Origin of the sequence: Desulfoluna butyratoxydans, from assembly GCF_900699765.1 — a bacterium.
In the GTDB taxonomy this organism is placed as follows: domain Bacteria; phylum Desulfobacterota; class Desulfobacteria; order Desulfobacterales; family Desulfolunaceae; genus Desulfoluna; species Desulfoluna butyratoxydans.
Genome location: NZ_CAADHO010000004.1, coordinates 292859 through 305832, shown reverse-complemented (window position 1 = coordinate 305832; position 12974 = coordinate 292859). Strand labels below are relative to the sequence as shown.

Genomic DNA, 12974 nt, shown 5'->3' with positions numbered 1-12974 from the left:
GACCTCTGGGCATTCCCGGATCATTTCAACATACCTTGCCGCGGCCGCGGCAACGCATCACGGTTTTAAATTTTAAAGGTTTCCACCACCTGCTTCAGGGCAAGGGCCATCTGGGACAACTCTTCTGCGTTCCCGTGGACGCTGCGGCTCCCCCCGGAGATGTCTGCGGCGTTGGTGTTCACCTCGGAGATCTCCCGGGTAATCTCGGTGATGACCCCGGAACTCTGGGCCACCATGCCGTTGACCTCCTGGATCCCCTGGGATGCCTGGGAGATATTCGCGGCGATTTCGCGTGTGGCAACAGACTGCTCTTCCACGGCCGTTGCGATGGTCCCCACGATATCATTTACCTCGGATATCACCCGGGTCACCTCTTCGATGTCTGCGACGCTCTCGCCGGTGATACCCTGGATACCGTCCACCTGGGCCTTGATGTCCCGGGTGGCGTCGGCAGTCTGGTTGGCCAGGGCTTTAATCTCCCCGGCCACCACGGCAAATCCCTTGCCCGCTTCCCCTGCCCTGGCCGCCTCGATGGTGGCGTTCAAGGCCAGCAGGTTGGTCTGCTCGGAGATCTCGCTGATGGCTTCGGTGACGCTTCCGATGGCGGCGGCCGCTTCGCCGAGACGGGCCATTTTCGTGGAGGCGCCCCCGGCCTGTTGAACGGCTTTCTCCGAGATATGTCGCGCCGTCTCCGACTGTTTCGCCACTTCGCCGATGGTGGCGGTCATCTCCTCGGCGGCGGTGGCCACCATGTCGCTGTTGGCCGAGGCCTGCTCCATGGAGGCGGCCACTCCGTTGATATTGGAGGTCATCTCTTCGGCGGCACCGGACACGGAGGTGGCGCGCTCGGAGGTGTTGTCCGCACGGGTGGAAAGATCCCCCGCCACATCCAGCAGGGCCCCGGACGCCCCTTCCATGGCGCCTGCCTGACCGGCCAGGTCCCCCACGATACGCTGGAGTTTTTCAATGAAGCTGTTGAACCAGGTAGACAGTTCCCCGATTTCGTCCTGGGTGTTGATGGGCAGGCGAAGGGTGAGATCGCCCTCCCCTTCGGCGATATCGCGAAGACCGTCCACAACCCCGTTGATGGGTTTCACCACCAGCACAATGGCGATAAACCACACCACGGCCACCAGCATGAGAAACCCGGCCAGGCCGATGACGATGCTTGTGTTCCTGAGTTTAACGGCCCCTTCCATGACTTTGGAGAGGGGAACGACGATGCCGATGGCCCAGGGAGTATCGGTCTTGCCCACGGTAATGGGCGCCAGCACCTGGAAGGTCATCTGGCCATCCTTGACCGTTTCACGCTCCACGGCAAAGACCTGCCCCTCTTCCAGGGCACTCAGCAACGATGTCTGGACCTTGCCCGTGACGAGCTCTCTCACGTTTTTCCCAACAAACTCGTCTGCGGGGTGCGCCACGATGTAGCCACCGCTGGAAACCAGGTAGCCGTATCCCGTGCCGAAGGGTTTCACTTTTTCCATCATCTTTCCGAAGGTATCCAGGGCGATGTCCACGGCCACAATGCCTAAAAACCGCCCTTCCACCATGATGGGGGCCACCACCGTGGCCATGAGCACATCCTTGCCTCCCACGGGGTAGACATAAGGCTCGGTAATAATCTCCCTTCCACTCCTCTTGGGGTCCTGGTACCAGGCCTCGGTATCGAAGTTCACCAGGGGTTCCACCTCGATGTTCCCGCTGCCGCGGTTCCAGTAGGGCACGAAGCGGCCCGTGTCGTCATGGCCCGGCACACCGATGAACTCAGCGTCGCGTCCGTCCAGGGCGTTGGGCTCCCAGCAGGTGTCGATGGCGATGAAGTCGGGATTCTGGCGAAGCACGTTCTTGAGCATGGCGTTGATCTGCTCCCGATCCGGATCGGTGTCGCCTTTTTTGATGCCTTCAAGGGAGTGGGCCACGGTTCGGACCACATCCATGGCCCGGTCCAGCTCCGACTTGATCATCTGGCCGTGGTTGGAGGCGATCTCAAGGGTCTTCTCCTCCGCCTCAGCACGGGCCATCTTCGAGGCATTGTAAGTAATGTACGAGATACTCACGGAGTAGGAGAGCAACACCACCCCACAAATACTAAGCAGCATTTTGCCGCGCAGACCCATTTTTCCAAACATCATCAGTCTCCTTCAAATAAACTCAAACCACATTTCTATCACGGATACGTAACAGGAAAACAAGCCGCCAGAGTCAACAAGCCCTCATTATGGACAGCTCCCATGAAGTACCCGGGTTATGCCTGACGCGTTTCAAACACCAGAGTCTTGATCACCACGGGGACCACCGTGCCCCCGGCAAGGGGGCGGCCGATGTCGATGTAATCCCCCTCCCCCACCTCCAGCTGATCCACGCAGATCACACGGGCGGACGGGTTCAGGGCCCGCAGGCTTTGACCAAGTACTTTGGCGCTGTCCTGCTCCAGCACAACAATAACGGGCAGTCCGGCCCGCACTGACCGTGCCAGGCCACCCAGGATCCCCTTTGCGAGCAACTGCACCGTCGGGTAATTGAGATAGGTTTGTCCCCGGATCCCCACGGCGATCTGTTCCGGGGCCTCTTCTTCTTCGTACTGATTTGCGCTTTGAAAGACCGCCTCGGCGACCTCGTCGGCCTGTTCCGGGATCCCTTCTGCAAACGGGACCACCACCGGAATGTTCCTTAGCGGCAGCAAGGTGTCGTCTGCCGAAATGGTACTGCCGCTCACATCCACGGTGCGGGACCCGGCACCGATGACCGTGGCCCGGATCGTCTCGGCAGGCCGCACGAGTTCCACCCCTGCGGCGTCGAAGACCCGGCGCACCTGCCTCCCCAGCATGGGGCCGATGTCCCCGTAACGGGCAATCTCGGAGAGGGTGTCGCACGGGGAAGAGGTGTAGGCGGAGTCGGCCACGCCCCCTGAGATCATGACGCAGTCCACCGTGTAGTCGAGCCGGAGGGGAGCGGTCATAAGAAGGTCTGACGCCAGCCCCCGGGGCTCGGGGTCCCGGAGGACCGACGCCACCACCTCGGCCATGCGGCGGCAGATGATGTCGATGACCATGGGCTCTGCCGGATCGCCGGGACGTGCCCTTACCCCCAGGTCCTCCAGAATCCGCTCCATGGGCTCCGCCACATGGAGGATTCGTCCTTCTGCGGCGTCCACCCGCATCAACCGGCCGCCCACATTGATGCAGCAGCTGTCGATGGCCTTTCCGTTTCGGTAGATGCCGATATTGGCCGTGCCTCCGCCGATGTCGATGTTGGCCACGGTCTTAAAGCGGTTGCGGGAGTAATCCGAGGCCCCGGACCCGCGCCCGGCGATGACCGACTCCAGGTTTCCGCCGGCCGTAGCCACCACAAAGTCTCCGGCATACCCGGCCAGCTCACCGGAGATCCGGCGAGCGTTCTCCTTTTTGGCGGTCTCTCCGGTGATGATCACCGCACCGGTGTCAATGGACGAAGGCGACACCCCGGCACGGGCAAACTCGCCCTCCACCAGGCGAAACACCTCCTCCGTGTCCACCAGGTTGCCGTGGGTGATGGGGGTAAAGTGAATGGCGCTGCGGTAGACCACTTCCTTGTCGGTGATCTCCATGCGCGGCACCAGGGTCCCCGGCGCCGTGTTCTTCACCGTCAGGCGGCTGATGACGCACTGGGTGGTGGTGGTGCCGATGTCGATGCCGACGCTGGTCACCACCTCGGCGGCACCGGACACCTCCCCGCCGCCAAGATGGGCTGCATACAAAGACGCTAGTTTGGGGCTGTCGGGCATAAAATGAACGGCTCCCTCCCATGGAATCGTTTTTGTTATAAAAAGCCTCCGGCGGCCCTGGCGGGGCCAAACCGCTAAAAAGTTAGACAAACAGGTCTTCTACACGACGTTTCGGGCTCCGCCGAAATAACTTCGACGTTTTCACACCCGCCGGAGGCAACTTTCCGGGTCTCCCCAAAACACCCGCAACCTTAGAGGCCCTTGCCTTTCATGGCTTCGGAAAGGGCCACGCCGCTGGCTTTGTGGGCGAGCATCTGCTTGACCACGGTGGCCATGTGGGCCCCGGCCTCTGCCGGGGGCGTGCCCCCTTTGTGGATGTTGGAGACAATGGTGCGGTCGGCTTCCACGGTCTCTTTCCCGGCCTTGTACACCATGTAAGAGCTCATGGACTCGGCGGTGATAAGGCCCGGGCGCTCTCCAATGAGTTCCACCACCACATCGCAGCCCAGCAGGGAACCCACTTCGTCCATGACGCCCACCCGTCCGTACTTCACAAAAAAGGGCGTGCCCACGGAGAGGCCTTCGGCTTTCAGGCCCTGGACCATGGCAGGAAGGGTGTCGGCGATGTTGGCCTCGATGGCCGTGGAGCTTAAGCCGTCCACCACGATAATCTGCACATTACAACCCTTCTCGCATGTGTCAAGGATGGTCTTTTTCCCCTCCTCACTGAGCTTTTTGCCCAGCTCCGGTTTCATGAGGAACTCGTCCTTGTCCCTGACCACGGTCTGGACCCCAAAAAGGCGGTTCTCGGCCAGGCAATCCTCTGAAACGTCCATAAACACGGCATCCACGGCAGCGGCGTGATCGGCCTGAAAATGGAGAAGGGAATGGGTCTTCTGGCGCGCGCCGCACCGTCCCATGAGGATACGGGCGGGGGTGGTCTTTCGCATGGCCTCAAGGGCTGCCATGTTGTGGGGATTGTCCACCGTCACCTCGTCCAGGGGAGGCAGGGTGACGGGCGACGCTTCGGCGGCCGGTGCCCGGGATGAGTCAAGGGCGCCCTCTTCCACCAGCTTTTTGATGATGCCTTCAATCAGTGCTTTCTCGTTCATGGGGCCTGCTCTCCTTATTTATCGAAAATGGACGGGTCACCGGCCGCCTCGGTGAGGCAGCCCTCTTCCATGATGCCCCGGCTCTCCAGCCAGGTTTCAAACTCGGGCGCCGGCCTGAGCCCTAAAATCTCCCGGGCGGACGCGTCATCATGGAAGCTGGTGTCCTGATAGTTGAGCATGCAGTCGTCTCCTCCGGAGACCCCCATGAAAAAGTTGGCCCCGGCCATGGCGCAGAGCATGGTGCCGATCTCCTGATCGTCCTGGTCGGCTTTCATGTGGTTGGTGTAGCAGGGGGCAATGCCCATGGGCAGGCCGTGCATCTTGCCCATGAAGAGATCCTCCAGGTCGGCCCGGATCACCTCTTTGCCCGTGTAGATGGTCTCAGGGCCGATGAAGCCGGAGACGTTATTGAGCATAAAGGGAGCGTAGCGTCTTGCCAGGCCGTAGGTGCGGGCCTCCAGGGTCATCTCGTCCACGCCGTGGTGGCAGTCCAGGGAGATCTCCGAGCCCTGGCCGGTTTCAAAATACATCACGTTGGGCCCGGTGGAGGCCCCCCTGTGAAGGGCCAGATCCCGGGCCTCGTCCAACATGGAGACGGAGATACCGAAGGCGTCGTTGGCGCTCTGGGACCCAGCGATGCTCTGGAACAGGAGATCCACGGGCACGCCTTTCTCCATGGCCTGCATCTGGGTGGTCACATGGGCCAGGACAACGCACTGGGTGGGCACCTCGTAGAGGTCCCTGAAATCGGTGATGGCGCGCATGACCCGGGAAAAGCCTTCCACGTTGTCTTCCACGGGGTTCACGCCGAAGCAGGCGTCGCCGCATCCGAAGGAGAGGCCCTCCTTCAGGGAGGCGAGAATCCCTTCAATGGCGTCTGTGGGGTGGTTGGGCTGGCAGCGGAACGACAGGGTACCGGGAAGGCCGATGGTGGTGTGGCAGTGGGCGGAGACCTTGATCTTCTTGCTGGCGTACACAAGGTCCATGGTGGACATGAGCTTGGCCGCGGCAGCGATCATCTCGCTGGTGAGGCCCCGGCTGATGTGAAGCAGGTCCCCCTGGCGGCGGGTCTTGAGAATGGTCTCCCGGAGCTCGGCCACGCTCCAGTTCTTGATCTTCTCGTAGATGGTGGTGTTGAGGCCGTCGTAGATGGTCCGGGTCACCTCGTCGTCATCGTAGGGGATCACCGGGTTTTCATAGATGTCTTTGAGCTGCAGGTTGGCCAGGCAGAGCTTGGCGGCCACGCGCTCGGTGGCGGACTCTGCCGATATGCCGGCCAGGGCGTCGCCGGACTTCTCGTTGTTTGCTTTTGCCAGAACATCTCGGACCGATGTGAAGGTAAACACCTTCTCACCGATCTGGCTTCGTAAATTCACACGCACTCCTCCATTAAGTGACTGATTGGCAGGCCCGTCCCCGTTGACGCGCCCTTCACCGGACCCACTGCACGCAAGGGCCCTTATGTGATGCCGAAGGCCCGGCCTGTGACAGCGGGCCTTCGGGTTGCATCCAACACCCATGGCCCGGGAGGCACCCCGGGCCATGTTTATCTCTTTTTTTCAGCGCGCTTTAGAATGCCTTCAGTGCGCCGTTCTCTTCGAGGAAGCCTGCCACCTTCGCCGTCTTTTCAATGGCGGAGGGTTTGGGGGCCAAGCGCGCGTCCAGGTCTCCGCGGGTGGAGACAAAGCCGGGGGATTTTTTGTAGAGCACGGGCTGGATCATCCAGTTGCCGGGAAGGGAGTCTCCCATCTGCTCAACGAGCCCCTTCTGGTACCCCATTTTTTCAAGGCGGGTGATCCAGAGGCGGTTCTCTGCGCGGTCCAGCATGGGCAGGTCGTTGGAGCTGTCCCCGCCGATGAGATAGGGACGCTCTTTGGTGACATACTTGATGATGTTGGCCACCTTGCCGAAGTACCCGGTGATGGGGTAGACCACCTGGGTGGTGAGCTCGTAGTTGGAAAGCTCCTCACGGTCCAGGGCAGCGTATTTCGGGTTGTTCTTCACAAGGAGACGATCCTTGTAGAGTTTGCCGTCACGCTTGTCTTTGAGCAAAACGTTGACGCCGATGACATGGTCCGGGGCAATGGCCACCCCTTTACCGAACTTGGCTTCAAGAAGCTTGTTCAAGTTGGCGGCCACCATCCAGCGCACGGTCCAGACGTTGGACGCAGAGCAGACGTAAACCTCGTACCCGTTTTTCAGGAGGTTGCCGTAGAGGTCCACCATCTCGGGATAGAAGAAGGGCATGCGGTAGCCGTTGATCTTGGTCTCTTTGAGGTCGGCAGCGCCGGAATCCTGCTTGGCGACGTTGTTGCCAAAGGCCTTTTCGCTGTAAGGGAGGATCTGGTCGGGGGTCATGCCGGCCAGGATCTGGACCACCCAGGCGTAGCTGTTGGAATACGGAGTTTTTTCGCCTTTCTGGTGCTTGGTGGCGGAGAGAAAATCTTCGTAGAACTCGGGAAGGTTTTTCACGGTCTCAAGGGAGACCTTCTTGTCCCCAAGGACAAAGGAGGGGGTGATGTCCCGGGAGATCCCGTCCAGGGTCAGCTGACCGGCCTCCACCATGGCGGCAAAGGTGGCCTCGCCGATGTCCCGGCAGATGGTGGTGTTGTCAAAATCGAAAACAGCTTTCTTTCCCTGGAAGGCCCCTTCGGCGATGAGGGTTTCCAGTTTTGCCTTGACCGCCGGATTCCAGTGACCTTCATCCAGCTTGACCACGGGCTTTGCAGGGGCAGTCTTCACATCGGCCTTGACGCCGCAACCGGTGAGCAGTGATCCGCACACGAACAGTGTCCCCACCATCCATGCCATGTGTTTCTTGAACATCATACGTCGAACTCCTTTACGATTGAATATAACAGCAGGCATGCACCCGTCGAATACGGCCGCATGCACATCAGAATCAGCGTTCGTTTTTTCAAAGAGTCTTGGTATTGCAGTGAACCTGAGCCCCGATACCACTGCGGGCATCGGGGCTCAGGTTCACGGGGGGAGGCGTATGGGTCCCCCCGTGAGGCGGACCGGTCCAGGGAAGAGACCAATCCTTTGGGCCTTACATCAGCTGGGCTTTCAAATCGTCGCTGGGGGAAGGAATGACCACATGGTTGTAGACGGGACCGGAGTCTCCCACCCCTTCCACACCGGCGGCCACAGAGGCCTTCACTGAGCCCACGTCACCGGTCATGGTGACAAAGGACTTGCCGGCAAGGCCTGCGGCAAAGCGGATCTCGATGAGATCCACCTGGCCGGACTTGGCTGCGGCGTCGGCGGCCAGGATACAGGCGGCCACGGTGTAGGTCTCGATGACCCCAAGGGCGTTGATGCGGGGCACAATGGTGGCACCGGACAGGGCGGGAAGCACCATGGCGTGGACGCTGGGAATCACGAACCAGTCGATGACCAGGTCCCCTCCCATCTCACGGCCCGCAGCCACGGAGCTCTTGACGGAGCCGGTGTCCCCGGCCACCATCACCAGGTACCGTCCGGGACAGGTGGGGCGTGCCATCACCAGGTCCACGGTGGCGGCCTTGCTCATTTCGTCTGCGGTCTCAATGCCCAGGGCGATGCTGTTCAGCTCGACAACACCGATTGTTCTGTAGTTCATACATTTACCTCATTGTTCTTCACGACGCCGAGCGCTCGGGCGTGACGTGTCGTTTTTTTGCTGCGGATCTATGGCAGTGCACACGGTGCACCCTACCCTCTGGAAATCCTCACCACACCGCCCTCGACGGAGGTGACCACGCCGTCGATGCTGGCATGGATCCGTGCCCCAAGGGCCCCTTCCGGAATCTCACCGATGAGGTCGCCTTTGGCCACGCGGTCACCCTCTTTGACCAGGCACTGCGCCGGAGCGCCGATGTGCTGGGCAAGGGGAATGGCCACGCGCTCAGGCACGAAACGCTCTTCGGGCATGCCGGGGTGGGTGTCGTACTTCAGCACGTCCAGGCGCTGCATCAGCCGCTTGGTGGGCACGTAGCGCACGTCGCGCATGGGGTTGTTCACGGGCTCCTCTCCGGTGGCGGGCCAGCGGATCCCCTCTTTCATCAGCTCTTTTTTGATGAGCATGTTCACCTCCCGGGGGGAGATGCCCATGGGGCAGGCAAACTTCTCGCAGATGCCGCACTCACAGCAGAGGAGCGCTTCCATGCGGGCCTGGGGATCCTGAACCAGGGCCGACAGGGAGCGCATGAGCTTGTGGGGATGGATGGAGTGGCCCAGAAGGTTTCGGGGGCAGAGCTCGGTGCAGTGTGTGCACTGGCAGCAGACTGTCCCGGTGATGCGCTTGATGGCCGCGGGATCCATGACCTTGCCCTTGACCACGTTGTGCTCGGGGTCCAGGACGATGAGGCCGCTGGTCACCTTGGTGACGGGCTGATCCGTGTCGGGCAGGACGCGACCCATCATGGGCCCGCCGTCCACCACGCGGTAGTCGGAAATTTTGGAACCGCCCGCAAACTCCAGGAGGTCGGAGACGATGGTACCCACGGGCACCTTCACCACCATGTCGCGGCCCACTTCACCGGTGACGGTGACGTAGCGCTCGGTAAGCGGAATATCCTTCATGGCGTTGGCGATGTTGTACAGGGACTCGGTGTTGCTCACCACCACGCCCACCTGAAGGGGAATCCCCGCTTCGGGTACGGTGCGGCCGGTGACCTCACGGACCAGAACCTGCTCGTCGCCTGCCGGATAGAAATCCTTCAGCTCAAAGGCTTCCAGGCGTCCGGTGGTGTCCTTGGCCACAGCATCCTTGATGGTCTGAAGGGCCTTGGCGTGCTTGCCCTTGATGCAGATGACCCCGCGGGAGGCGCCCGTGGCGTCCAGCACCGCGTTCAAGCCCTCGATCATGATGTCGAGCTCATGCTCCATGATGTAGGGGTCGCTCATCAGAAGGGGCTCGCAGGAGGCGCCGTTCACAAGGACCGTATCCACCGTCGCGTTGATCTTCACATGCGTCGGGAACCCGGCGCCACCAGCGCCTACCACGCCGGCGTTCTTTACCTTCTCTACAATCTGATCTCTCATATGACATTCCATTTTTGTTAGTACGCTTTGCGCAGCAACTGCCGGATGTCCCTCAGGGAGGGGCGCCTCGGGTTGGTGGGCGTGCAGGCATCCTCCATGGCATGGCGGGCCATGGTCTCAAGGGAGGTCTGGAACTCGTTTTCGTCGATGCCCAGGTCCCGGATGCGGTTGGGGATGCCCATCTGGCTGTTGAGCCAGCGCACCGCCTCGATGAGGCTCTCGTTGCCCTGCTCCACGGTCTCGCAGGGGAGTTCGAGTTTCTTGGCGATGGTGCGGTAGCGGTCCCGGACGTCAAAGCTGTTGAAGCGGATGACGTAAGGGAGCAGCACGGCGTTGGCCTTGCCGTGGGGGATGTGGAACAGGCCCCCTAAGGTATGGGCGATGCTGTGGGCCACGCCCAGGCCGCTGTTGTTAAAGGCCATGCCCGCCATGCATGAGGCCAGGAGCATGTTCTGCCGCGCCTCCATGTCGTCCCCGTTGCGGTAGCAGCGCAGCAGGTAACGGAACACGTACTTGATGGCGTGCACCGCGTACAGATCGGTGAAGGCGTTGGCCGGGGTGGAGACAAAGGCCTCCAGGGCGTGGGTGAGCACGTCCATGCCCGTGGTGGCCGTCACCGACGGGGGAACCGACCGAGTGAACCGGGCGTCCAGCACGGCCATGTCCGGGACCAGCAGGGGATCCATGAGGGGAATCTTCATCTGCTGCTCGGTATCGGTGACCACGGTGACCGCCGTTACCTCGGAGCCGGTGCCGCTGGTGGTGGGAATCACTACCAGCTGGGGCTTGCCCTTGGCCGGGTCCGCCTTGTAGGCGAAGTACATGATGGCCTTGGCCGCGTCGATGGAGGAGCCGCCCCCTAAGGCGATGATCATATCCGCGCCGTCGGCCAGGAGTTTCACCGTGCCCTCACGCACGGTCTCCAGGGAGGGATCGGGCTCCACCTTGTCGTACACGCAGCTGGTGATGTTGGCACGCTCCAGGCCACTGATGATGCGGTCGGCAAAGCCGATCTTCACCATGAAGGCGTCGGTGACGATAAAGGCGTGCCTGCCCTCGAGTTTTTCAAGGGCGTTGATGGCGTTTTCGCCGTAGCAGATCTGGGTGCGTCCGTTAAATTGAGTCAAGGCTGCGCCCTCCGGTTACTGAGATTCCCAGTCGGCGGGATAGGTGACGTACATGAAGCGTGCGGACTCGGGAACGCTGAAGGCGATGGAGGTGTTTTTGGGGATGAAGATGATGTCCCCTTTGTTGCCCACTACCTTGCGGCCGTCGATGACGATCTCCAGGGTACCGTCGATGATGTAGTCCACCTCGTCGTACTTAAGGGTCCAGTCAAAGGAGGTGGTCTCCATCTCCATGATGCCGCAGCCGAGGCGGGGGCTCTCGTCCAGGGTCACGATGTCGGTGAGAAAGACTTTGTCTCCGGCCTTGCCCGTGTCAAAGGGCTCGGGCTTGACGGTATCGGTCTTCACGCAGAGGACACCGCTCTTCTCGTCCACGACTTTGGTAAAGGCCGGGGACTTGGCGCCGCCCAGCTGCTCGGAAACCACTTTTCTAATCAGCTCTTCAAGGACTTTTTCATTGATACCCATGTGAAACTCCTTTTCCGGTGCGATGGTTCGGGGTGATGACAACGGCCGGTGACCTTCCATGCGCTCATGGCCAAGGTCACGGGTCATGCCGCCTCCCGCCGCGTCGGTTCATACAAAGCGGACATCCGTCCACTTTCGGTTGGCATGCATTCAAGATGGCAGTACATGGCGTCTCTGCCATCGCGTGACTGGGGAAAGGGATAACCGGCAGGTCCTCCCCTTGCCCAGGCACGCGAGGGCTGCCGGCGGCACCCCGAAAGGGGCCGCCGGCACACATCCCTATGCTTCGCGCTTCTGGGGGAGGATCAGCTCCACCTCAGAGTGGGGACGGGGAATCACGTGAACACTCACGAGCTCGCCCACACGATCGGCAGCTGCGGCACCGGCGTCGGTGGCGGCCTTGACGGCGCCTACGTCCCCGCGGACCATGGCAGTAACAAGGCCGGAGCCTACCTGCTCACGCCCCACCAGCTCGACGTTGGCTGCTTTGACCATGGCGTCCGCTGCTTCGATGGCTCCCACAAGACCTTTGGTTTCAACCATTCCAAGTGCTTTCATTATTCTCTCCTCTTATGTAAAGATTGGGTTGTCTGCCCGAAGGCGTTTCCGCACCCTGTGCACCCACGTGCCCAAGGCGCCCTGTCTCGGGCATCACGCCCTCAACACCTAAGCGTTGTTCTTGATTGCCTCGACCACTTTGCAGCACACCGCCTTGACCTGGGCATCGTCGGTGATGCCGTACTCTTTTTTCAGCAGGTCGGCGACCATGGCTGCAAGCCGGTCTTCTTCACACGTCTCGGGCCTGGGGCCGTAGACGATGGTGACGCCTTTGTTGCGTAAAACATCTTTGGCGCCGGGAGTCAGGATCATGGAGCCGTCCATGTAGACGGTACCGTCCACGATGATCTCCTCCACACCCTTTTCACTCACAAGTTTCTTTGCCATAATTCACCTCGTTATTTGTGCAAGGCCCCCGCAAACGGGCTACGGGCGCCTCACCAACGCATTGACGACCGAGGAGTCGGGCGACGGCATCACCACCGCCTCCACAAGGTCTTTTCCAAGGGTCTCTCTTGCCGCCGCAACCGACTCTTCCACGGAGGCCACATCACCTGTCATCACAAAATACGACTTGCCGTTGATGCCGTTGCCCGTGACGATCCGCGCCAGACAGGCCGTGGACCGCTTGACGGCCTGATCGGCAGCCACCACCCCCGAAGAGGCGGTGCGGCACTCCACCACGCCGATGGCGCCGCAGTGGGTAACGACGGGGCTGTGCTTCAGGGCATCGAGGACCTCCCGGGAGACGCCTCCGATGGTGTAGCTCCCCGCAAGGGAGTAACCGGCTGCTTTGGCTGCTTTCACCGAGGTGTCCACAGCCTGACGGTCACCGCCCACATGGATCAGGTACCGGCCGGAGCAGATGGTCCCGGCCTTGAGGAGGGTCACCTCGGCGGCCTTGACCATGATGTCGGCAAGGACAGCGCCTGCGGCGATACTCCGGCTTTCTATGAGTCCCAGGGAATCCATGTC

General features: G+C 61.2%; 12 protein-coding genes. All 12 read right to left on the bottom strand.

The window, feature by feature from the left end:
- Positions 1 to 65: 65 nt before the first annotated feature.
- The 12 genes from MSL71_RS13495 to MSL71_RS13440 all read right to left on the bottom strand — a co-directional run bounded on the left by MSL71_RS13495 (position 66) and on the right by MSL71_RS13440 (position 12971).
- Positions 66 to 2135, bottom strand: coding sequence for a methyl-accepting chemotaxis protein (locus MSL71_RS13495; RefSeq protein ID WP_180141152.1), 2070 nt, complete (start codon positions 2133 to 2135; stop codon positions 66 to 68).
- Positions 2136 to 2248: 113 nt separating this feature from the next.
- Positions 2249 to 3766, bottom strand: coding sequence for an ethanolamine ammonia-lyase reactivating factor EutA (locus MSL71_RS13490; protein ID WP_180141150.1), 1518 nt, complete (start codon positions 3764 to 3766; stop codon positions 2249 to 2251).
- A gap of 191 nt (positions 3767 to 3957) precedes the next feature.
- Positions 3958 to 4818, bottom strand: coding sequence for an ethanolamine ammonia-lyase subunit EutC (gene eutC, locus MSL71_RS13485; RefSeq protein ID WP_180141148.1), 861 nt, complete (start codon positions 4816 to 4818; stop codon positions 3958 to 3960).
- Between the two features lie 14 nt (positions 4819 to 4832).
- Positions 4833 to 6194, bottom strand: a complete 1362-nt coding sequence (locus MSL71_RS13480) for an ethanolamine ammonia-lyase subunit EutB (protein WP_180141146.1) — start codon at positions 6192 to 6194, stop codon at positions 4833 to 4835.
- Positions 6195 to 6387: 193 nt separating this feature from the next.
- Positions 6388 to 7647, bottom strand: coding sequence for an HAD family hydrolase (locus MSL71_RS13475; protein ID WP_180141144.1), 1260 nt, complete (start codon positions 7645 to 7647; stop codon positions 6388 to 6390).
- A gap of 223 nt (positions 7648 to 7870) precedes the next feature.
- A complete protein-coding gene (locus MSL71_RS13470) occupies positions 7871 to 8422 on the bottom strand; it encodes a BMC domain-containing protein (protein WP_180141142.1) in 552 nt (183 codons plus the stop codon).
- 92 nt (positions 8423 to 8514) lie between these two features.
- Positions 8515 to 9846: a 4Fe-4S dicluster domain-containing protein gene (locus tag MSL71_RS13465; protein ID WP_180141140.1), complete on the bottom strand. Its 1332-nt coding sequence runs from the start codon at positions 9844 to 9846 to the stop codon at positions 8515 to 8517.
- Positions 9847 to 9863: 17 nt separating this feature from the next.
- Positions 9864 to 10973 (bottom strand): 1-propanol dehydrogenase PduQ, encoded by a 1110-nt coding sequence (locus MSL71_RS13460; RefSeq protein ID WP_180141138.1) that lies wholly within the window; start codon positions 10971 to 10973, stop codon positions 9864 to 9866.
- Between the two features lie 15 nt (positions 10974 to 10988).
- A complete protein-coding gene (locus MSL71_RS13455) occupies positions 10989 to 11528 on the bottom strand; it encodes a cupin domain-containing protein (protein ID WP_218951026.1) in 540 nt (179 codons plus the stop codon).
- Positions 11529 to 11720: 192 nt separating this feature from the next.
- Entirely contained in the window at positions 11721 to 11999 is a 279-nt protein-coding gene (gene eutM / locus MSL71_RS13450; protein WP_152004558.1) for an ethanolamine utilization microcompartment protein EutM, read from the bottom strand.
- A 108-nt stretch (positions 12000 to 12107) separates the two neighbouring features.
- Complete coding sequence (locus MSL71_RS13445; protein WP_180141136.1) at positions 12108 to 12386, bottom strand: hypothetical protein; 279 nt, start codon at positions 12384 to 12386, stop codon at positions 12108 to 12110.
- 39 nt (positions 12387 to 12425) lie between these two features.
- Entirely contained in the window at positions 12426 to 12971 is a 546-nt protein-coding gene (locus MSL71_RS13440; protein ID WP_180141134.1) for a BMC domain-containing protein, read from the bottom strand.
- Positions 12972 to 12974: the final 3 nt, after the last annotated feature.